Annotated in this window: 21 protein-coding genes and 1 pseudogene; 20 read left to right on the forward strand and 2 right to left on the reverse strand. The window is 67.9% G+C overall.

The genetic code is table 11. The features are described from left to right. Positions 1–56: 56 nt before the first annotated feature. The 19 genes from smc (at position 57) to ABIR74_RS04025 (ending at position 18,832) form a co-directional block, all read left to right on the forward strand. On the forward strand, positions 57–3,593 hold the full coding sequence (gene smc, locus ABIR74_RS03935) for a chromosome segregation protein SMC (RefSeq protein ID WP_348175314.1): 3,537 nt from the start codon (positions 57–59) through the stop codon (positions 3,591–3,593). Between the two features lie 11 nt (positions 3,594–3,604). After that, positions 3,605–4,471: an NAD-dependent epimerase/dehydratase family protein gene (locus ABIR74_RS03940; RefSeq protein WP_348175315.1), complete on the forward strand. Its 867-nt coding sequence runs from the start codon at positions 3,605–3,607 to the stop codon at positions 4,469–4,471. Positions 4,472–4,523: 52 nt separating this feature from the next. Continuing rightward, positions 4,524–5,471 (forward strand): signal recognition particle-docking protein FtsY, encoded by a 948-nt coding sequence (gene ftsY / locus ABIR74_RS03945; RefSeq protein WP_348175316.1) that lies wholly within the window; start codon positions 4,524–4,526, stop codon positions 5,469–5,471. A 119-nt stretch (positions 5,472–5,590) separates the two neighbouring features. Next, the gene (locus ABIR74_RS03950) at positions 5,591–5,941 is read left to right on the forward strand and encodes a hypothetical protein (RefSeq protein WP_348175317.1); all 351 of its coding nucleotides are present in this window, start codon (positions 5,591–5,593) and stop codon (positions 5,939–5,941) included. 57 nt (positions 5,942–5,998) lie between these two features. Beyond that, complete coding sequence (gene ffh / locus ABIR74_RS03955; protein ID WP_348175318.1) at positions 5,999–7,330, forward strand: signal recognition particle protein; 1,332 nt, start codon at positions 5,999–6,001, stop codon at positions 7,328–7,330. 100 nt (positions 7,331–7,430) lie between these two features. Next, positions 7,431–7,685 carry a 30S ribosomal protein S16 gene (rpsP, locus tag ABIR74_RS03960; protein ID WP_348175319.1) on the forward strand — a complete coding sequence of 85 codons (255 nt, stop codon included), beginning with the start codon at positions 7,431–7,433 and terminating at the stop codon, positions 7,683–7,685. Positions 7,686–7,709: 24 nt separating this feature from the next. Next, complete coding sequence (locus ABIR74_RS03965; protein ID WP_348175320.1) at positions 7,710–7,940, forward strand: KH domain-containing protein; 231 nt, start codon at positions 7,710–7,712, stop codon at positions 7,938–7,940. Positions 7,941–7,957: 17 nt separating this feature from the next. Then, entirely contained in the window at positions 7,958–8,407 is a 450-nt protein-coding gene (locus ABIR74_RS03970) for a hypothetical protein (RefSeq protein ID WP_348175321.1), read from the forward strand. Positions 8,408–8,423: 16 nt separating this feature from the next. After that, a complete protein-coding gene (gene trmD, locus ABIR74_RS03975) occupies positions 8,424–9,080 on the forward strand; it encodes a tRNA (guanosine(37)-N1)-methyltransferase TrmD (protein WP_348175322.1) in 657 nt (218 codons plus the stop codon). Between the two features lie 494 nt (positions 9,081–9,574). Then, complete coding sequence (gene lepB / locus ABIR74_RS03980; RefSeq protein ID WP_348175335.1) at positions 9,575–10,153, forward strand: signal peptidase I; 579 nt, start codon at positions 9,575–9,577, stop codon at positions 10,151–10,153. A gap of 413 nt (positions 10,154–10,566) precedes the next feature. Then, positions 10,567–10,914 carry a 50S ribosomal protein L19 gene (rplS, locus tag ABIR74_RS03985; protein ID WP_348175323.1) on the forward strand — a complete coding sequence of 116 codons (348 nt, stop codon included), beginning with the start codon at positions 10,567–10,569 and terminating at the stop codon, positions 10,912–10,914. Between the two features lie 30 nt (positions 10,915–10,944). Next, positions 10,945–11,253, forward strand: coding sequence for a hypothetical protein (locus ABIR74_RS03990; protein WP_348175324.1), 309 nt, complete (start codon positions 10,945–10,947; stop codon positions 11,251–11,253). 73 nt (positions 11,254–11,326) lie between these two features. Next, the gene (locus ABIR74_RS03995; protein ID WP_348175325.1) at positions 11,327–11,980 is read left to right on the forward strand and encodes a ribonuclease HII; all 654 of its coding nucleotides are present in this window, start codon (positions 11,327–11,329) and stop codon (positions 11,978–11,980) included. Continuing rightward, positions 11,977–12,309 (forward strand): YraN family protein, encoded by a 333-nt coding sequence (locus ABIR74_RS04000; protein ID WP_348175326.1) that lies wholly within the window; start codon positions 11,977–11,979, stop codon positions 12,307–12,309. Before ABIR74_RS03995 ends, ABIR74_RS04000 begins: the two co-directional genes overlap by 4 nt. Positions 12,310–12,345: 36 nt before the next feature. Continuing rightward, positions 12,346–13,473 carry a DNA methyltransferase gene (locus ABIR74_RS04005; RefSeq protein WP_348175327.1) on the forward strand — a complete coding sequence of 376 codons (1,128 nt, stop codon included), beginning with the start codon at positions 12,346–12,348 and terminating at the stop codon, positions 13,471–13,473. Positions 13,474–13,548: 75 nt separating this feature from the next. Next, positions 13,549–15,021 (forward strand): YifB family Mg chelatase-like AAA ATPase, encoded by a 1,473-nt coding sequence (locus ABIR74_RS04010; protein ID WP_348175328.1) that lies wholly within the window; start codon positions 13,549–13,551, stop codon positions 15,019–15,021. Then, the gene (gene dprA, locus ABIR74_RS04015; protein WP_348175329.1) at positions 15,018–15,875 is read left to right on the forward strand and encodes a DNA-processing protein DprA; all 858 of its coding nucleotides are present in this window, start codon (positions 15,018–15,020) and stop codon (positions 15,873–15,875) included. The genes ABIR74_RS04010 and dprA overlap by 4 nt, the downstream gene beginning before the upstream one ends. Positions 15,876–16,062: 187 nt before the next feature. After that, the gene (locus tag ABIR74_RS04020; protein ID WP_348175330.1) at positions 16,063–17,541 is read left to right on the forward strand and encodes a hypothetical protein; all 1,479 of its coding nucleotides are present in this window, start codon (positions 16,063–16,065) and stop codon (positions 17,539–17,541) included. A gap of 157 nt (positions 17,542–17,698) precedes the next feature. Further along, positions 17,699–18,832 carry an FAD-dependent oxidoreductase gene (locus ABIR74_RS04025; protein ID WP_348175331.1) on the forward strand — a complete coding sequence of 378 codons (1,134 nt, stop codon included), beginning with the start codon at positions 17,699–17,701 and terminating at the stop codon, positions 18,830–18,832. Between the two features lie 119 nt (positions 18,833–18,951). Here the strand turns inward: ABIR74_RS04025 and ABIR74_RS04030 are convergent, their stop codons facing one another. Together ABIR74_RS04030 and ABIR74_RS04035 are read right to left on the reverse strand one after the other, a co-directional pair. Further along, positions 18,952–19,407, reverse strand: coding sequence for a GNAT family N-acetyltransferase (locus tag ABIR74_RS04030; protein WP_348175332.1), 456 nt, complete (start codon positions 19,405–19,407; stop codon positions 18,952–18,954). A 73-nt stretch (positions 19,408–19,480) separates the two neighbouring features. Beyond that, positions 19,481–19,876, reverse strand: a complete 396-nt coding sequence (locus ABIR74_RS04035; RefSeq protein ID WP_348175333.1) for a prepilin-type N-terminal cleavage/methylation domain-containing protein — start codon at positions 19,874–19,876, stop codon at positions 19,481–19,483. Positions 19,877–20,183: 307 nt separating this feature from the next. On the opposite strand from ABIR74_RS04035, the pseudogene ABIR74_RS04040 reads away from it, so the two are divergent. Then, a pseudogene (locus tag ABIR74_RS04040) lies at positions 20,184–20,588 on the forward strand (hypothetical protein); the annotation flags it as partial.

A 20,588-nucleotide genomic window follows, 5' to 3' on the forward strand; every position in this document is an offset into this window, starting at 1 on the left:
CTCTCTTCACTGCGGCCACCCCCGACGTCCGTGGCGGCGGTTAGCGTTGTTCTCTCGTGCACCTCCAATCGATCAAGATTCGCGGCTTCAAGTCGTTCGTGGACCCGCTCGAGCTGAAGCTCGAACCGGGCGTCGCCGTCGTCGTCGGGCCGAACGGATCGGGCAAGTCCAACGTCGCCGACGCGATCGTCTGGGCAGCCGGATCACTGACCCCCTCCGAGATGCGAGCAGAGAAGCCAGACGATGTGCTGTTCGGCGGCTCGGCGACGCGGCCCGCCGCCGATCACTGCGAGGTCGAGCTCATCTTCGACAACGAGGACGGCGGCTTCGGTGAGGAGATCGACTTCAACCAGATCTCGATCACCCGGCGGCTCGTGCGTGGCGGCGAGGGGCAGTACCTCGTCAACAGGGCTGCGGTCCGACGAACCGATCTCGTCGAGCTACTCGCAGACGTCGGCCTCGGTGGCTCGATGCACTCGATCGTCTCGCAGGGCAAGGTCGATGCCGTCCTCGCGTCGAGGCCGGAGGACAGGCGCCACCTCGTCGAGGAGGCCGCCGGGCTCGGTAAGTTCAAGCGACGCAAGCACCGTGCCGAGCTCAAGCTCGCGCGGGTAGGTATCCAGATCGAGCGAGCGCGGGACGTCGAGGATGAGGTCAAGAAGCGTCTGCGCCCACTTGCGCTCCAGGCGACTGCGGCCGAACGGGCGGAGAAGCTCGTCGTCGAGATCGCGGCGCTGCGAGCTCGGATCGCGCAGCTCGACCTCCAAGCGGTCGCCGAGCGGCGCTCCGACGCCGAAGCGCGCCGCGATGCCGTCGCGATCGCGCGCCGCGGCGCACAGGAGCGTCTCACCGCGTTGCTCGAGGAGCGGCGACAGGCCGAGGATGAGCTGTCCGATGCGGCCGGCGGCCGCGAGGCGGCGCTGGGGGCGCTGTATCGTCTCCAGGGTGCGGGCGAGCGCCTCGCTCTTCGCCGCGAATCGGCAGCAGGCCTCGAAGAGCGCCTCCGGGCGGACCTCGCAGAGGCAGAACAGGCAGCTGCCGATCGAAGCGACGAGTCGGTGCGCGCGCTCGAAGACGTCGCGCGTGAGGCCGCGAGCACCGCACGCGACGCGGCAGAAGCACACGGGCAGGCCTCCGAGCGCGCGCGCCTCGCGCACTCGCGCATCGCGGCCTACGAGCGGCGGCTCGCCGCGGCCGCGGAAGAGGCGGTCGCGGGCCTGCGCTCCGAGCGGGGGCGCGTCGAGGCAGCACTCGCCGATGCGACGGGCGGGCAAGAGGGCGCGAACGGGCGCCTCGTCTCCCTCGGCGCCGCACGCGAGCGCCTCGGCCTCCGGCACGAATCGGCAGCCGCGCTCCGCGAGACGCTCGAGACCGACCTCGCAGAGGCGCGCGTACTCGCGAAGCGAGAGGGACTCTCGCCATTCGAGCTAGAGCAACGGGCCAACGAGCTCGCGGCAGCGGCGCGCGCAGCAGCCACCGAGCGCGACGACGTCGCGGAACGCTCCCGGTCGGCCCACGAGCGGCTCCAGGCGCTCGAGCGCGCGCTTGCGGAGCGCGAAGGAATTCCCCCCGCCGCGAGCGCACTCGCAGCCGCCGGCGAGACTCTTGCGCTGTCGGCCCTCTCGGTCGAGCCGGGGGCTGAGCGTGCAGTCGCGGCTGCGCTCACCTGGCGTGCATCTGCGGTTCTCGCCCGCGACCCGCTCCACGCTCTGGCGCTCCTCGAGCAGACGCGGAGTAAGGGGCTCGGCAGCCTGACCGTGGTCGTCGATCGGTATGCGCGAGCGATCACCGCACCTCCCGTGCCCGGTGCGAGGCCACTTGGCTCGCTCGCAACCGGCAACGCTTCTGCGCTTCGCCTGCTCGAGGGGTTCTGGCTCGTCGACTCCGAGGCTCTCCTCGAGACGACGCACGGCACCGTGATCACGATCGAGGGGCATGGGTACGACCCCGAACGGGGCGAGCTCTGGTTCGCAGGCGAGACCGCCGAGTCAGTGCTGCTGGAGATGGACGCACGCCGCCGCGCCCTTGCCGATGAGGCGACGGAGCTCGCCGGGAGGGCAGCAACCGCCGCACACACGGCCGCCGGAGCCGCGACGGCCGCGACAGCTGCCGAGGAGGCATTTTCCGCCGTCGCCCATCTCCGAGAGCGCAACGTCGATCCGGCGCTCCTGGGATCGCTCGTCGAGGTCGTCACCGGCCTCGAGACCGCGCTTCGACGGGCGCGGAGCGTCGCGACGGCGATCGGGGAGCCGATAGCTGCTCGCCTCACGCTGGGCGCGCAGCAGGCCGGCGATCTCGGAACCGAGCTGCGCCGGCTGTCGGGTCTCGAAGCGAACGCTGCCCGCGACGCGGCCGATGCGGTCGCTCGCGCTCAGGCAGCCGAGGTCGTCGTCGTCAGGCTCGGCGGCACCGTCGACCTGAGCCCCACGGATGACACGATGGGACGCGAGGCGCTCGAGGCCGAGGCGTCTTCCCTTCTCGCGCTCGCCGACCAGGCCGCGGAACGCGCACGAGAGGCCGCTGACCGCGCCCGTTCGGCCGATGCGGCCCTGCTCGAACGGCGGCCGCGCAGGTCGGCGCTCGATCCCGACATGCTCGGGCGGCTCTGCGAATCGGTCGCTGCGCTGGGTGCCGGCCTCGATCAGGCGGTACGGCTGGCGGAACGGCTCGAGGCTCCGGTCAAGGCCCGCGTCGATGCGGGAGCCGCGCGTGCAGCGCTCCTCGGCGAGGAGTTGCGACGGCTCGGTGCAGCCGAGGTCGAGGCGCGCAGGCAGGCCGAGGAGGCGAACGAGCGCGCAACGACCGTCCAGGTCGACCTCGCGCGGCTCGAGGCAGAGGCCTCGGAAGCGGCTCGCCGGTTCGAGGCCGCGGGCGCGGACGTGCCGGCCGAAGGCAACGACCGATCGGAGCTCGCAGCCCGCGCCGATCGACTCGACGCGCGGCGTGAGGAGCTCGGAAAGGTCAACCCGCTCGCCAAGGAGGAGTACGAGGCAGAGAAGGAGCGGCTGGACGAGCTGGCACTTCAGAGACAGGATCTCGAGGCTTCGCTCGCCGAGATAGCCAAGCTTCGTGACGAGCTCGCAGAGACGGTGCAGCGCCGCTTCGACGAGACCTTCGAGACGGTCGCGCGGAATTTCGAGGAGGTCGCGGCCACGCTCTTCCCCGGTGGGGAAGGCCGCCTCCAGCTCGTGATGCCCGAGACGGATGGCGACGAGGCACCCGACGCGCTCGAGGCCGGCGTCGAGGTAGAGCTTCGGCCGGCAGGCAAGCGCATCACGCGCCTGAGCCTTCTCTCGGGTGGCGAGAAGGCACTCGGAGCGATCTCGTTCCTCTTCGCGCTCTTCCTTGCCAAGCCGTGCCCGTTCTACCTCCTCGATGAGGTCGAGGCCGCGCTGGACGATGCAAACGTGGTGCGCTTCGTCGAGTTGCTGCGCCGCTACTCGGATCGCGCGCAGTTCATTGTGATCACCCACCAGAAGCGCACGATGGAGGCGGCAGACATCCTCTACGGCGTCACGATGGGCGGGGACGGTGTCTCGCAGGTGATCTCCCGCAGGCTGCCCGAGCACGACAGGGTCGCCCTCACCGCGTAGTGCGGCGAACGATGGGATCCGGAGCAAGAACCGTTCTCGTCACCGGCGGAGCCGGGTTCATCGGCTCTCGACTGTGCGCGCGTCTCGCGGCGCTCGGCGACACGGTCATCTCCCTCGACAACTACTTCGCCGGCACGCGCGGGAACGAGGTTCCGGGCGTCGACTACCGCGAGGCGCACACGTGCGACATTGCCACGAACGTCCCCGAGACGCCGGATCTCGTCTACCACCTCGGCGAGTACTCGCGAGTCGAGTCGAGCCTCGTCGAACCAGACGTCGTCTGGGACCTGAACGTTCATGGAACCTTCCACGTCCTCGAGTACTGGCGCAGCAAGCGACCGAAGCTCGTCTATGCGGGCTCGTCGACGAAGTTCGCCGACGGCGGTCTCGGGCGCGATCAGAGCCCGTACGCCTTCACCAAGGCGACGAACTCCGAGCTCGTCCGGAACTACGGCGAGTGGTACGGGCTCCCGTTCGCGATCACGTACTTCTACAACGTCTTCGGGCCGGGCGAACGGGCCGGCACGTACGGAACCCTGATCGAGATCTTCCGGCAGAAACTGCTCGCAGGCGAGCCGCTCCCCGTCACCTCTCCCGGCACGCAGCACCGCATCTTCACACATGTGGACGACATCGTCGACGGCCTGCTTCTGATCGGCGAGAAGGGTTTTGGCGACGAGTTCGGACTCGGCGCTTCCGACTCGCACTCGATCCTCCAGATCGCCGAGATGTTCGGCGCGCCTGTCGTCATGCAGCCAGAGGCGAAGGGCAACCGGATGACGGCAAAGCTCGACGTCACGAAGTCGAACGCTCTCGGCTGGGCGGCGTCGAAGACCGTGAGCTCCTACGTCGCCAAGATCGTGGCGGAGGCCGGCTGAGCCCCAGCTCGGGTGCGTGCCCTCGGGCGAGCGGCCCGGTAGCGTTGCGCCCATGTCGAGAACCTGGGCAGAGCTGTTTGGCGACGAGCCGATCGCCGCGGACGAGCAGGAGAAGGCCGGTTTCTTCGGACGCCTTCGCGATTCTCTCGCGAAGAGCCGCCGGGCGCTGACTGCGGAGATCGCGGCCGGCGCGTTCGACACGGGCGACGACGAGGCCTGGGAACGGCTCGAAGAGGCGCTGATCTACGGGGACGTCGGCGTCCGGGCGACCGCCGAGATCGTGCGCCGTCTCGAGGCGCGCGGAGAGCTCACCGACCTCGGGGAGGCGCTCGCAGAGGAGATCGAAGTGCTCTTCGGCCCCGCCCCGACGTTCGACCTGACGGCGAAGCCAACCGTGATCCTCGTGGTCGGCGTCAACGGCACCGGCAAGACGACGACCGTCGGCAAGCTCGCTCAGAAGCTCCGTGAGCACGGCCGCAGCGTGCTCGTCGGAGCGGGGGACACGTTTCGGGCCGCAGCGGAAGAGCAGCTCGAGATCTGGGCCGAGCGTGCCGGCGCAGACTTCGTCGGTGCCCCGGCGGGTGGCGATCCGGCGGCGGTCGCATTCGATGCAGTCGAGGCAGGACGCGCACGCGGTCGCGACGTCGTCATCGTCGACACCGCAGGACGCCTGCACACCCAGACGAATCTGATGGAGGAGCTCGCGAAGGTGCGTCGCGTCATCGAGGGCAGGATCGAAGGGGCGCCACACGAGACGTTGCTCGTCGTCGACGCGACGACGGGCCAGAATGGCCTGCAGCAGGCCCGCCTGTTCGGCGACGTCGCGGGGGTCACGGGGGTCGCCCTGACCAAGCTCGACGGCTCGGCGAAGGGTGGTGTCGCTGTCGCGATCGCATACGAGCTGGGTCTGCCGGTCAAGCTGGTCGGCGTAGGGGAGGGCCTCGACGACCTTCGCCCGTTCGATCCTCGTGAGTTCGCCCGCGCCCTCGTGTCTGGATAGTCGATCGATCCGGACGTGGCGTGCTCACACCTGTGCACCCGAAGGCCTTCACAAGATCGCGTGTATGGCGTATCGTTGGCGGAGGTCTTCCAGGGTGCGACCAAGGAGAGGTGTCACATATGGCTGTGGCGTTGTTCATGCGAGTTCCCGAGCTGAGTCTCGGGAAGTACGACGATATGATGGCCTCTCTCGGGCTCGATGCGAATCCGCCCGCGGGGATGATCCTTCACGCCGCATCAGAGGCGGCCGGTGCCGTCAACGTCGTCGAGATCTGGCAGACGCCCCAGGCCGCTGAGAGCTTTGTCGAGGGTCGGCTGAAAGGTGCGCTCGCGGCCCAGCATGTCAGGGATCCCCTCTCGTATCGCATCGAGCCGTTGCACAACCTGTACGCGTGCGACGTGGACATGATCGAACGCATCGGCGCTACGTCGCTGCCTGCGAGAATCGCCAGTTCCGCGCTCGCGTCCTAGCCCCCGAGGCGCGGCGTAACGAGCCGCAACCCGTAGGCGCCCGTACACTTCACGGCCGTGTTCGACGCCCTCTCCGACCGGCTCCAGGCAACCCTCCGTGACCTCGGCCGCGCCACGCGGCTCGAAGAGGCTGCCGTCGACAGGGCAATGCGCGAGATTCGGCTTGCGCTACTCGAGGCGGATGTCAACTTCCGGGTCGTGAAGGATTTCGTTGCCGGCGTGAAGGCCGACGCGCTCGGCGACGACATCCTCAAGGGCCTCAACGCAGGACAGCAGGTCGTCAAGCTCGTTCACGACCGGCTCGCGGAGCTGATGGGCTCGGCCGACTCGCACCTCGCATTCGGACGCCCGCCCACCGTCATCCTCATGACAGGGCTGCAGGGTTCCGGAAAGACGACGACGTCGGCGAAACTTGCACTACACCTGCGGCGCCAGGGCAAGCTGCCGGGCCTCGTTGCCGCCGACCTCCAGCGGCCCGCTGCGATCGACCAGCTCGAGCAGCTCGGGAAGCAGATCTCGATCCCCGTCTATCGCACCGACACGGAAGACCCGGTGCGGGCGGCGGCCGAGGGTCTCGAGCGCGCGAAAGCAGACGGGCTCGACGTCGTGATCGTCGACACTGCCGGGCGGCTGAACGTCGACGACGCCCTGATGGACGAACTCGCGCGTGTCCGTGATGCCGTCAAGCCGCTCAACATCCTGCTCGTGCTCGATGCGATGACGGGGCAGGAGGCGGTGAACGTCGCCGAGGCATTCCAGGAGCGCGTGGCCTTCGACGGCGTCGTCCTGACGAAGCTCGACGGTGACGCGCGGGGTGGTGCCGCGCTCTCCGTCAAGGCGATCACCGGCAAGCCGATCAAGTTCGCTTCCGTCGGCGAGAAGCTCGACCAGCTCGAGGTTTTCCATCCCGATCGTATGGCGTCGCGAATCCTTGGCATGGGCGACGTCCTCACGCTGATCGAAAAGGCCGAGGCGGCGGTCGCCGACGACGATCAGGCGGAGATGGAGCGCCGGATGCGTGCGGGCGAGTTCACGTTCGACGACTTCCTTGCGAGCTACCGGATGCTGCGCAAGATAGGCCCTGTCAAGGGGATTCTCAAGTTGCTCCCCGGCATCGGACAGCAACTCGACGGCGTCGACATCGACGAGGCACAGATGGCACGGGTGGAGGCGATCGTTCTCTCGATGACACCCCACGAGAGGCGCTCGCCCCTGATCATCAACGGCCCCAGGCGGCGGAGGATTGCAGCCGGTAGTGGAACGACGATCGACGACGTGAACAAGCTCCTCACCGCCCGCAAACAAATGCAGAAGATGATGAAACAGATGGGGAAGGGCAAGATGCCAGGGCTGCCCCCCGAGCTGACCGGCGGCAAGCCGCGCCGATGATCGGCACAATCCAGGGGTCAGGTCTTGCACTCCGACCCAATCGGTCGAGTTGTATGGTCTGGCGCCTGCTGGAATGCAAGACCTGACCCCAAGGAGACAGATGGCTGTTCGGATGAGGTTGGCACGTATCGGGTCGAAGAAGAACCCGATCTACCGTGTCGTTGTGGCCGACTCGCGCTCGCCGCGTGACGGTCGTTTTATCGAGATCATCGGTCGCTACAACCCGCAGACGAATCCGTCCACGGTCGAGCTCGACGAGACCAAGGTCAAGGAGTGGCTCGCCAAGGGTGCTCAGCCGAGCGATCCCGTCGCGAAGCTGATCAAGGTCGCCGGTATCGGCGCCTCCGACGCCTGATGCATGTCGCGGGTGTCTAGCTCCGTGGCCGAACTTCTTGCCTGGATTGCGCGTCACCTCGTCGACGACCCGGCTGCCGTCATTGTGGAGTCGGTCGAGCGCGACGACGTCCTCGTCCTGCGCCTTCACGTCGCGCCCGACGACGTCGGGAAGGTGATCGGTCGACAGGGACGCATAGCTCGCGCCCTGCGGACGATCGTGCGGGCAAGCGGCGCACGGGACGACCGTCGAATCGTCCTCGAGATAGCCGACTGAGCGCCGACGGGATGCACGTGCCGGTCGGGCGAGTCGGTCGGCCACACGGGCTGGACGGCGCGTTCGTGGTCGAACAGGGAAGCGACGACCCGTGCCGGTTTGCCGTTGGCGCCGAGCTTCACGTGGACGGTGTGTCCGCAAAGATCGTCGTGTCCCGGCGTGTCGGGCGCGGGCGGCACGCGATCCGCCTCGATCGGGCTGTCGAGCGTGGGACGACGTTGACCGTCTTGCGAGGCGCGTTGCCGCCCCTCCCGGAAGGTGAGTTCTACGCGTTCGAGATCATCGGCCTCCGGGTCGAGGAGGTGGGCGGGAGGCAATGTGGAATCGTGAAAGATCTTCTGCCCGGCCCCGCAAACGACAATCTCGAGCTCGACGACGGCACCCTGGTGCCGATGATCGAGGACGCGATCTCGGCGATCGACCCGGCCGGTGGCGTCGTTCTTCTCAACCCTGGCTTCATCGTCTGACCGATACCCTGCGTCGGTGCGTCTTGATGTCCTCACCCAGGTTCCACATGCCTTCGGCTGGTTGACCGAGCAGAAGCCCGTTGCGACCGTACTCGGGACCGAACTCGAACTGCGGCTCTTCAACTACCGCGACACGACACCGTTGCGCGCGGGGCAGGTCGACGACTCGCCCTATGGAGGCGGCGCCGGAATGGTCTTGCGCGTCGACGTCGTCTCGGCTGCTCTCGATGCAATCTACGGGGACACGCGCCCCGCGCGCGTCATCGCGCTCACACCGCAGGGTCGCCAGCTCGACCAGGCGCTCGTCGAGGAGCTTTCACTCGAGCCGGATATCGCCGTTCTCTCCTCCCGGTTCGAGGGCTTCGACGCACGGATAGTCGAACACCTCTGCACCGACTCGATCTCGATTGGGCCCTACGTCCTCTCGGGAGGCGAGCTGCCGGCCATGGTGCTCGTCGACGCCATCGCACGGAGGCTGCCGGGCGCGCTGGCAGATGGCTCCGGTGAGAACGAGAGCTTCAGCGCGGCGCTCGACGGCGGAATCGAGTACCCGCACTACACCCGCCCTTCCGAGTTCAACGGCTGGGAGGTTCCCGAGGTTCTCCTTTCCGGCAACCACGCGAACATCGACAGTTGGCGGAGCGAGCAGAGCAGATTGCGAAGTCCCGCATGAGTGGCGTGGATGACCCTCCCGACAATCCGAACGCGGACGCGCCGGATCCCCTGGCGCAGCTCCCGGCGGCGGTTCCTGATTCGGCGGTTCCTGATTCGGCGGTTCCTGATTCGGCGGTTCCTGATTCGGCGGCTCCTGGGTCCTCGGTTCCCGGATCCTGGTCAGAGCAACCGGCATCTGCTCCGATAGACGATGCCGTTTACGGAGATCCATTCACGGCTCCTCTGGCGCGGACCGAACCTGCCGCCGAGCCGCTACTGGTCGCAGGTCCTACGCTCGGCGGCACTCCGCCGCCGACACGGCCAGCGGAGGGAGATCCCGTTGGTGGGTACGGTTGGACGATCCCCGAGGACGCGCGTTCCGCGGCTCCTGAGCGGCCGTCTGGTGCCGCCCCACCGGGGAGCGTTCCGCCGCCCGCTTCGCGCCCGGAGCGTCACTCGCGAAACCCCGTCGACCGGCTCACGCGCGGACTGCCGGACCCGCTACGGATCACGATCGACTGGGTCGTCACGATCGTTGGTGCCATAGCAATCGTGCTGCTCGTGAAGGCCTACGTCGTCAATCCCTATCGGATTCCCTCGTCGTCGATGGAGCCGACGCTGCACTGCTCGCAGCCCGCGGTCGGCTGCGAGACGAAGTCCGTCGGCCCCGTCGACCTCTCCGATCGCGTCCTCGCAAATCGGTTCCTCTACAAGATCCGCGACCCGCGGCGAGGTGAGATCATCGTCTTCGAGACGCCGCCCGCAGCCCGTCTCAAGTGCGGCGCGGGAGGCACGTTCGTGAAGCGGCTGATCGGACTTCCAGGAGACACGGTGGAGGTAAAACTCCGCCAGGGAGACGGCTATGTCTACATCAACGGCAAGCCGCTGAAGGAGCCGTACATCGAGAAGGCGCGACGTGGCGCGGTGGGCTCGTTTGGCCCGATGAAGGTCAAGCCGGCGAACTACTTCATGATGGGCGACAACCGATCACAGTCGTGTGACTCGCGCCTCTGGGGGACAGTGCCGCGCGCGAACCTGATCGGCAAGGTCTTCGCCACCTACTGGCCACCCAAGAGGATCTCGTTGCACTGAGGCTTTCGGCGATGGAAGAGCATATCGCCGAAAGCCTCAGTGCATTGTTTTTTTGCGCGCTTCGCTTGCGATCCTGAAGTAGATGTCTTCTGTTGTGCGCTTCGCGCGGTCCTGGCGGGGAGGGTCGCGGTGTGAGAGCCTACCGAGACCCTCCCCGCCTGACCCTCATTGCGCGCTTCGCGCGATCCTGAAGTAGGGGTTGAGCTGAAGGAGGAGTTGAGCAGGAGGCATCTTCGGGTGACGAGGATGTCTCGCCCCTCTGAGGAACGCCACCCGCATGGGCCACGGGCGGGCCCTTCAGGATCAGGCGAAGCCTGCAGAGGGGATGAGCGGGGGAGGTTGCGATACGCTCTTCAACCGCGACCTTCCCCGCTCCGCTACACTCCGCACCCGGCCGACGGCCGATCCTTCCCATGAGCACAATCATCCAGAGCATCGAGCAGGCGCAGTTGCGCGATGTCCCGGTCTTCAAGGCCGGTGACACTGTCCGCGTTCACTTCAAGGTGATCGAGGGCACGCGTCAGCGTATCCAGGTGTTCGAGGGTGTCGTCATCAAGCGGCAGGGCTCGGGCGCACGCGAGACGTTCACCGTCCGCAAGCAGTCGTTCGGAGTCGGTGTCGAGCGCACGTTCCCGCTCCACTCGCCGAAGATCGAGAAGCTCGAGGTCGCAATGATCGGCGACGTCAATCGCGCGAAGCTGTACTACATCCGCGGCCGTGTCGGCAAGAAGGCACGCATCCGCGAGCTTCGCCAGTCGTAGGAGTCGCTCCCGCCCGGTAGCGTGGCGGACGTGCGTTTCTCGGGTCTCCTCGTCGTTCTCGTCTCTGCCGCGGTCCTCGCGGGCTGCGGCTCCGAATCGGCGCGCGAAGCGGGCGCGAGGACGGCTGTGGAGGAGTCTCTCTCGACCGAGTACGACCGCGATTGGACGAAGTGCACCGACAACCCGGCGCCCTGGTTCATCGAGAAGGAGGCAACGGTCTTCATCTGCGCCGCGAAGCGGAACGACGGGCGCTGTGACTGGTTTCGCGCGACCCTGAAGAACGCGGGCTGGGAGGTCGTGCTTGCCCGCCCGAACGCGGGCTGCGTCCTTTCGTTTTGAGTCCCGCGTCGGCACAGAGGCGACGCATGCGCGGTACGAACGCGTTCCGCCTCGCGCGATATCCTCGACACGGATGGCATCTTCGAGCGGACAGAGGCTCCTTCGCTACGACCGTCGGCTGGGGGTCCGCTTCGTTGCGGGCGCAGATGAGGCCGGGAGGGGCTCGCTCGCAGGCCCCCTCGTCGTCGCGGGGGTGCTGTTCGACTACGCGTCGCTGCACGGACATCGTACCCGTCCGCTCGCGCTGCTCAACGATTCCAAGCAGGTCGACCCCGAGATCCGTGAGACGCTCCTTCGCGCTGTGCTTCAGGCCGCCGCTCACGTGTCGGTGCGGGTCATCCCAGCCTGCGACATCGACCGGAACGGTCTTCATCGTTCGAATCTGAGCGGTCTCCGGGATGTCCTCACGGATCTCGCGCCCCGCGCTGAGGTCTCTCTCGTGGACGGTTTCCGGCTCGGGCCGCTGGCGCCGCCACACAGCGCGGTAGTCGACGGCGACACCCGGAGCGCCGCCATCGCAGCAGCATCGATCGTCGCGAAAGTGACCCGGGACCGCATCATGCGCCGGCTCGACGCGCTGCATCCGCGGTACGGGTTCTCGCGACACGTCGGCTACATCACGCCATTTCATTCGGCCGCCGTCCGCGAGCACGGACCCTGCGAGCAGCATCGCCTCTCGTACGCAGCGAAGTGTTACGCGGCGGAAGGACTCGAACCGGCAGCGTGAACGCCGGCGAGCGGCGCGCGCTCTGGCACTACAGGCTCCGCGGCTATCGCATCCTCGGCACGAACGTGCGCGCGGGCCGGAACGAGATCGATCTCATCGTCCGGCGAGGACGGGAGCTGACGTTCGTCGAGGTCAAGGAGCGACGAGCGCCCGGCTTTGGTGGGGCGATCGGTGCGGTCGACGCCGAGAAGCGGCGTCGAGTGCGCCGCGCCGCGCGGATCTGGCTCTCGCGGAACCCGCAGGCAGGCGATATCCGGATCGGATTCGACGTCGTAGCCGTCGACGAGGGAAGGCTGACCCGGGTCGCGAGCTCGCTGTCGGAGGACTGAGCGAGGAGTCGAAGGCGGCGTGGCGAACCGAGAATCGTGGCTGCGACCCAGGAAGCGCTCTACCAGGCGCACGATCTCGAGCTGTCGTGGTCAGAAGCTTCGCTCCCGGAACGAGAGCGGACGAAGCACGTTCACCGCCTGCATCCGTACCTCGGGAAATTCATTCCCCAGCTCGTCGAGACGCTGCTCGAACGGCACGTTCCCGTGGGAGGGCGCGTGTTGGACCCGTTCGCGGGATCGGGCACGACACTCGTTCAGTCGCTCGAGTCGGGATATGACGCCACGGGTGTGGACATTGCCGGGTTCAACGCGCTCCTCGCCCGCGTGAAGACGCGTCCCTACAACCTCGCTGCTGTTCGTCACGATCTGCTCTGGGCGCACGGAGAGGTCGAATCGTTCCGGCCCCGAGGTCGCTACCCGCGCGCGGCCACGGCGTATCTACGCAGCTGGTACGCCCCGACCGCTGCCGAGGAGCTTCTCCACTTCCGCGGGCTCATCGATCAGGTCGGGTCGGCGGATGTTCTTCGCGTCGTTCTGGCCCGCTCTGCCCGATCCGCGCGCCGCACCGCTCATTTCGACCTGGAGTTCCCGCGCGAGCCGCAGCTCGAACCATACTGGTGCTTCAAGCACCGACGCGAGTGCCGCCCGGTCGACGCGGCGCGACGCTTCCTGTTGCGCTACACCCTCGACACCCTTGATCGCATCGAGATGTTCGCCGCGGCACGCGCCCCGGGATTCGTCGCCCGAATGCTCCATGGCGACGCCCGTGTGATCGCCCTGGAGGGGCCGTACGACGGCGTCATCACGTCTCCGCCGTACCCGGGGCTGATCGACTACCACGAGCAGCATCGCTACGCGTACGAGCTCTTGGGCATCGACCAGCGCCACGATCTCGAGCTCGGACGACCCGCGCGCGGGACGGGACGGGCGGCGATCGAGGAGTACGTGGAGGGTGTCTCCGGTGTCCTCGAGAACGCGCGCTCCTCGCTCGTGTTCGGCGGCCGGATCTGCATCGTCGTCAACGACCGGCGCGACCTTTACCCGGAGATTCTCGAGCGCGCAGGCCTGAAGATCGTCGACCGGCACGAGCGCCACGTCAACCGGCGTACCGGTCGTCGCTCCGGCGAGTACTACGAGTCGATTCTCGTCGCCGTCGCCCGCTGACCGGGGAGAGCTAGACCCGGTTTCGGTGCAGTTCGTGCACTGACACGGCACGCCTTCATCCGTACTGTCGGAGGCGTGGTCTCCCGCGCCATCACCTCCACCGTCGTCGGGCTAGAGCCGCGGCGCGTCGATGTCGAGGCGCATCTCGTCTCGGCCGACCTGCCGGGGTTCTCGATCGTCGGTCTCGCCGATCGCGCGTGCCAGGAGGCGAAGCACCGGGTGCAGAGCGGGATCGTCAACGCGATGCTTCCCTGGCCAGCGCGAAACCGGATCACCGTCAACCTGGCTCCTGCCGCGCTGCGCAAGGAGGGCTCAGGCTTCGACCTGCCCATCGCCCTCGCCGTCCTCGCTGGTTCGCACCAGCTTCCGGCCCATCGCCTGCTCGAGCACGCGAGTTTCGGAGAGCTCTCGCTCGACGGTCGTGTGCGACCGGTGGCGGGCACGATCGCCGTCGCGGAGGGAGTCCGGCGAGCAGGCATGAAACTTCTGATCTGCGCCGCCGAGTCGGCGCCCGAGGCGGCCCTCGCCGGCATCGACGTCGTGCCGGTGCATCACCTCGCCGAGGCTGTCGCCTACCTTCGTGGCGAGGAGGACATCCGGTTCGCGTCTCCGCCCGGGAGTGACGACCTCGAGGAGCCGTTCGTGCCGGATCTCGCGGAGGTGCGAGGGCAGGAGCGAGGCCGCCGTGCGCTCGAGCTCGCCGCTGCGGGCGAGCACAACGTCCTCCTCGCAGGGCCTCCTGGGACGGGCAAGACGATGTTGGGCCGACGCCTCCCGGGCATCCTGCCGCCGCTGACGCGCGACGAGGCGCTCGAGGTGACTCGCATCCACTCCGTCGCCGGCACGTTGCCCGCAGGCCGCCCGATCATGCTGATGCCACCGTTTCGGGCGCCGCACCACGGAGCGTCGGCCGCCGCGATCGTTGGGGGAGGGGCCGTCCCACGCCCCGGCGAGGCGAGCCTCGCGCACCGCGGAGTTCTCCTGCTCGACGAGCTTCCCGAGTTCCCGCGCCCCGTACTCGAGTCGCTCAGGCAGCCGCTCGAGGACGGCGTCGTCTCGGTGGCGCGCGTCGGAGGCCACGCACTCTTTCCGGCCCGGTTCCGCCTCGTCGCGACGATGAACCTTTGCCCGTGCGGTGGGCGCGGCGATCCTACGGCGGACTGCGGGTGCAGCCCTCAACGTATCTCCGCGTATCGCGAGAAGGTGTCGAGAGCGCTTCTCGACCGGTTCGACCTCGTCGTCGCGATGCCGAGACCACGCGCGGAGGAGCTCGCAGCGCCGCCGGCCGAGCCGTCGGCGGCGGTCAGGGCGCGCGTTATCGCCGGGAGGGCACGGCTGCGGGACGGCGATGTCCTCCGCAGGACGGAGGCAGCGTCCGCGCTGCTCGATCGCGCCGTCGAGCACGTACCGCTGTCTGGCCGCGGACGAGCACGCGTCGCCCGCGTTGCTCGCACGATTGCCGCGCTCGCTGGTGCGGAGTCGGTGCTGCCGGAGCACCTCGCCGAGGCGCTCTCGTATCGATCGCCGGTCGGGGTGCCGTCGGCATGAACGTTCGCCGCCTTCGTCGAGGAGTCACGCCCTATCCTCCGCTCCTCCGAGCGATCCCGGATCCTCCTCTGGCGCTCTGGGTTCGCGGTGACGCAGACCCGGAGTTACTCGCACGACGCTCGGTTGCCATCGTCGGTGCGCGAGCATGCTCCTCGTACGGTCGGTCGGTCGCGAGAACGCTCGGACGCGAGCTGGCGGGAGCCGGGCTCGTCGTCGTCAGCGGGATGGCCCGCGGAATCGACGCAGAGGCGCACCGTGGAGCGCTCGACGTCGGTGGCATCACGATTGCCGTTCTCGGATGCGGGATCGACCGCGACTACCCCGCAGCGCACCGTGACCTCGCCGGGCGCATCGTCGAGGACGGCCTGATCGTCTCCGAGTACGAGGCGGGGGTCGAGCCCGCACCGTGGCGCTTTCCGGCTCGGAATCGAATCATCGCCGGCCTCTGCGCCGCGACCGTTGTGGTCGAGGCGCGGGAGCGCTCCGGCGCCCTGATCACCGCGGACTTTGCGCTCGAGGACGGGCGCGAGGTGATGGTCGTCCCGGGGGAGATCACCTCGGCGGTCTCCGCTGGCTCGAATGCGCTCCTGCGGCTCGGGGCGACGCCGGTGACCGCAGCTGCGGACGTGCTCGAGGCGTACGGGATTGAGCTCATCGGCGAGCCTGTGGCGGCCCTCGAGGGACTCGTGGGGACGGTGCTCGCGAAGGTCTCGGAGCAGCCGGCGAGCATTGATGAGCTCGCTCGCACCCTCGCCGTTGCTCCCGGTGAGGTCGCGGCAGCGCTGATCGAGCTCGAGCTCGTGGGCCGGGTCAGCGAGGGGGACGGCGTGTACCGGGCGAGCATGACGCGGTGACGCCGCGCGGGCCTCCGGTGCGGTCGTCGGCTCTGCCAACAACTACGATCCGCGCGTGCAAGTGGCTCCTCGTGGCTCCCGAACACCTTCCTTCCGACGGTGGGCAGTCGCCCTCGGCGCGCTAGGCGCATGCATCGGGGTCGCGGCCGCGTTCGCGCCATCCGCTTCGGCCGCGCCGAGCGGATCGGTGGCGGTCATCGTCGTCCCACGGTTCGATCCGCGCGTATACGCCGATCGAGGCGCTGTGGGACTCCTCGTTCCCGGCGCGGGATCGACGGTTTCGCGCGAACGAGCGCTCGCATCGCTCGTCAGCGGCCGCGTCGTATCGTCGCTCGTCGACCTCGACAGGAAGCCGAGCCTGGAGCTCGCGACAGCGCCCGCGGAGACAACGATCTACGTGGCGCTACCGCCGCCGGGGTCGAGCCAAAACGTTGTTCGATACCCGGTCGCGATCGTTGGCCCGGCCTACAACGGCCTCCTGACCTCCGGTTCGACGCGCATCGACGGCCTCGTTTCGCTCGCCGATATCGCGCCGACAGCTGCTGCAATCGCAGCGGGCGCGGCGCCGAGGATCCAGGCCCGGGTCGAGCCGCAGGCGGCCGCCACGTTAGCGCGGCTCGACATCGACCTCACGCGCGCTCACGATGCGCGCAAGGGAGCCACCATCGTTCTCGTCGCCTGGATCGTCGTGCTCGCGGCGCTCGGGATCCTCCACGGCTCAGCCGTCGCCGGGCGCGCAGCGGTGCTCGTCGCTCCGGCTGCGTTCGCCACCGCACTGCTCCTGCGGGCTGTCGGGGTCGACGACCCGACGACCGTCGTCGTAGCACTCGGCCTCTCAACGGGGACTGTCGCGTTCCTTCTCGGGCTTCGAGCTGGGGCGCTCGTTCCCGCCGTCGTCGCCTTTCTCTCCCTGTTCCTCCTGACCCTGGCCGTCTGGCCCGAGATCAACGCGCTCGCCGCGATCGGCCCACATCCGGACGGTGGCGGGCGCTTCTTCGGTATGACGAACCAGGTTGGGACGCTGCTTCTCGCACCATCACTCGCCGCCGCGACGCTTGTGGGCGTCGTGGGAGCGGTGGCGATCGGCCTTCTGCTCCTCGTCACGGTGGGGTGGAGCCGGGCCGGAGCGGACGGAGGAGGGGTGCTCGTCACAGCGACTGCTCTCGCCGTGCTTCTGGCAGGAACGACCCGGGCGCGCCTCACGGCCGCCCGTGTCGTCCTCGGAGTTCTCGGCATCGTCGTCTTCGGACTCGCGCTCGTGGGGCTCGATGCGCTTCTCGGCGGCTCGAGCCATGTCACCAATGCTGTCGGCGGTGGCCCCGGATCGCTGTTCGACGACCTCGACCGGCGTCTCCGGATCTCGTGGGCAGGTGCCACGTCGGCGTGGCACACGGTGCTCCTGTGCCTCCTGGCTCTCGCAGGGCTCGGCTGGCTCGGCTGGAGAGGACGACGGAGCCCCGTGGTCGTGGCGATGCTCGCTGGTCTCGGCGTCTCACTGATCGTCAACGACACGCCCGTGGACGTGCTCGGCTACGGTGCTCTTGGCCTGCTCGCGCTGACCGCCTGGGACGAGACGCGGGCTCTTGAGCGGAGCAGCGAGGCTTCCCACCGCAACCGAGCGTCACACGAGTCCGCGGTCGGTTCCTCGATTCGGCCAAGCGCATGAGTCGCGGCGCGAGCGGCGCTCGACCCCGCGCGTGCTCGATTCTCGGCAAAGGAGCGATCTCTTGGCGGACGGCGATATTCATCGTCGCGGACTCTCGGTCGTCACGTACCGTCGGGCGGCGGTCAACCGAGACGGTTAGACACCGTAGGATCTCGAAATGACAACGTCGTACTGGCTCAGCGAGCAAACACAGCCGTTTCGCTCCGTGACCGTCGACAACCCCGACGTGGTCGTCGTCGGCGCCGGTGTCACCGGCTGCGCAGCAGCGCTCCGGCTCGCGCAGATGGGTAAGGGAGTGCGACTCGTCGACGGGCGCGAGGTCGCGGGTGGTGCGAGCGGGCGTAACGGCGGTTTCGCCCTCCGTGGCATGCCCGCAGCCTTCGACGTCACCGCTGAGTCCGTAGGCGAGGGCACTGCGAGCGAGTTGATGGCATGGACAGAGCGGGCGATCGACACGATCGAAAGTCTCGCCGGCGACGCCTTTCGGCGCGTCGGCTCGCTCCGGATCGCCGTCGACGAAGAGGAGCGGGACGAGCTGCGCGTCGAGTACGAGGCGCTCGTGGGCGCTGGGTTCAGGGCGGAGTGGCTCGAAGGTTCCGAGCTCCACGATCCGGGTCGATTCGCGGCGGCGTTGCGCCACGTGCCGGACGGCGCGCTTCAGCCGGCGCGCTGGGTTCGTCGACTCGCCGGACTCGCTGCCGACGCAGGCGTCGAGATCCGTGAGCATACGCGCATTGGGTCACTCGACGAGCTCGGCGATGCCACAGTCGTCGTCTGCGTTGACGGCTATCCGAGCGGACTCCTCGGCCCGATCGAAGGGCTTGTCATCCCGACGCGTGGCCAGGTGATCGCGACGGAGCCAATCCCGGAGCGCTACTTCGAGGTGCCGCACTACGGGCGTCACGGCTACGACTACTGGCACCAGGATGAGGCCGGAAGGATCGTTGCGGGCGGCTTCCGGGACGTCTCCCTGGACTCGGAGTTCACCGCTGACGAGCGACTGACCGACAACGTCCAGCACGCACTCCGCTCTTTCGTCGACAGCCTGGTCGGCCGGGAGCTACGGGTCGACTACGCGTGGGCGGGCATCTTCGGGATGGTGATGGACTTCCTCCCGATCGTCGGTCGAGCCCCCGGCCTCGAGAATGTCTGGGTCGCCGGCGGGTACTCCGGTCACGGCAACGTTCTCGGGTTCGCGTGCGGTGAGCTCGTCGCTAGGGCTGTGGCGGGAGACGAGGCGCCGTTTCTCGACGTGTTCGACCCGGCGCGCCTCCTGAATGACCGCGACTGACCGGACGAGCGACAGATTCCGGCACGCCGCGCTCGGCCTGGCGTGGGAAGGCTGCCGCGCCGGAACGATCATCGTCGGCGCACGGCGCGAATGGTAGGGGCGATCCGTCTGCCCGTCGCCTACAGCAGCTTTTCGTAGAACACGGAGTAGCCGGTATCCGGGTAGTCGAGCACCGGCCCGCAGCGGGTGAAACCGGCGCGTTCGTAGACGTGCCACGCGGGCTCGTGCGCGTGACCCGTCTCGAGGACGAGCCGCACGAATCCCTCCTCGCGCGCGAGAGCTTCGATCTCGGCGAGGATCCGTCCTCCGATTCCCTGCCCCTGGGACGAGGGAACCGTGTACATCCGCTTCACTTCGCCGACGCCCCGGGCGTCACGGCGAAGCGCCCCGCATGCAACCGCGCGGCCCTCGTCGCGCCCGACGAGCACGGTCGTGTCGGACCCGGCCATCTGCTCGACCGTCATGTGCGAGCAGAACTCGGGCGGCGTGATCGAGAGCAGGAAGGCGTTGAGCTCCGCGATCAGGCTTCGGACATCGTCCTGCAGGGGGCTCTCGGCGGCGATCGTGACGGCCACGACGCAGATGCTACTGCAGTTCAGGGCCAGGTCTTGCGTTGCCCATCACCCGTGCATGATTGCGAGACCTAACCTAGGAGCAGCCTGATCCGGTGACGGTGATCGCTCCGGAGGGGCCGGTAACGCTCGCGGTGCAGGGGCCGTTGACCTGGCTGAGTCTGTAACTCGTCGCCGTGAGCGAGGAAAGCGTCACCGTGGTCGGGATGGCCCTGTTGTAGGTCGATCTGAGGATCGCGTTCGTCATCCCCACATACGTCCTGTTGTCGACGTAGTACGCGTGTACGGCCGGTCTCGCCATGCGAACGTTCGCCTTTGCCGTGGCGCTCTGTGCACGCTTCCTGAAACCAACGTAGGAGGGGACGGCGACGGTGAGCATGATGCCGATGATCACGAGCACAATCAGGAGTTCGAAGAGTGTGAACCCCGCCTCGCCCTTCCGAAGCCTCGTCTGGCGTTTGCCTGCAAACATTCGTACTCCTCGGTGGGGGTGGCAACGATTCGGCGCGTTCTGACACCGAAATTCGCCGCGACCCCGCCCTTCCCTCGAAGGGTGACGAGGTGTATTCCAACATCAGGTGCGTGATCGCGAGATCTGACCCAGTCCCGCGGCAGCAGCCTTCGCAGTGGCCAGACCCTGGATCGGGAGTTCAGGGTCAGGTCCTGCATTCCACCATCACCCGTGCGTGATTGCAAGACCTGGCCCCGTCCAGATCTGCTCTGTTGACAACGGCCGGAGCGCTGTCATCATCGGCTTACCTGACGAAGGAGGGACACGAATGAAACGGCTCAGGACGTTGGTCGCCGTCGCCGCTTTCTCGCTTGTCGTCGCGACGATGACCTCGGCCGCAATCTTGCCGCCGAACGACCGGGGGCACGATGATCTCGCGAAGTGGGCGAAGAAGTTCTTTGTCTTCGACGCCGCAATCCCGGTCGTCGAGGACTCCCATCCAGCGCTCGACGTGGGAGACGTCGACTGTAGCCTCGGGCAACACGGCAAGACATGGTTCCTGGAGACGGCGCCGGATCTCGACGGCCACTTCGTACGTCGCTGCTCCGTGCCCGAAGGGACGCGGCTCTACGTGCCCGTGTTCCAGTGGCTGTGCTCGTCGGATCTCGACGGACAGGAGGTGAGTGACTGCCTCCTCGACGCCAACGACACGTTCGGGGTAATCGACCTCGAG

Origin of the sequence: Gaiella sp. (genome assembly GCF_039915195.1) — a bacterium.
GTDB lineage: Bacteria > Actinomycetota > Thermoleophilia > Gaiellales > Gaiellaceae > Gaiella.

Bases quoted from the DNA above. Each gene is read 5' to 3' on its own strand.
- rplS (WP_348175323.1), top strand. From the start codon at position 10,567: ATGAGCACAATCATCCAGAGCATCGAGCAGGCGCAGTTGCGCGATGTC.
- ABIR74_RS04035 (WP_348175333.1), bottom strand. From the start codon at position 19,876: ATGTTTGCAGGCAAACGCCAGACGAGGCTTCGGAAGGGCGAGGCGGGG.
- ABIR74_RS04025 (WP_348175331.1), top strand. From the start codon at position 17,699: ATGACAACGTCGTACTGGCTCAGCGAGCAAACACAGCCGTTTCGCTCC.
- rpsP (WP_348175319.1), top strand. From the start codon at position 7,431: ATGGCTGTTCGGATGAGGTTGGCACGTATCGGGTCGAAGAAGAACCCG.
- ABIR74_RS03950 (WP_348175317.1), top strand. From the start codon at position 5,591: ATGGCTGTGGCGTTGTTCATGCGAGTTCCCGAGCTGAGTCTCGGGAAG.
- dprA (WP_348175329.1), top strand. From the start codon at position 15,018: ATGAACGTTCGCCGCCTTCGTCGAGGAGTCACGCCCTATCCTCCGCTC.
- ABIR74_RS03995 (WP_348175325.1), top strand. From the start codon at position 11,327: ATGGCATCTTCGAGCGGACAGAGGCTCCTTCGCTACGACCGTCGGCTG.
- ftsY (WP_348175316.1), top strand. From the start codon at position 4,524: ATGTCGAGAACCTGGGCAGAGCTGTTTGGCGACGAGCCGATCGCCGCG.
- ABIR74_RS03940 (WP_348175315.1), top strand. From the start codon at position 3,605: ATGGGATCCGGAGCAAGAACCGTTCTCGTCACCGGCGGAGCCGGGTTC.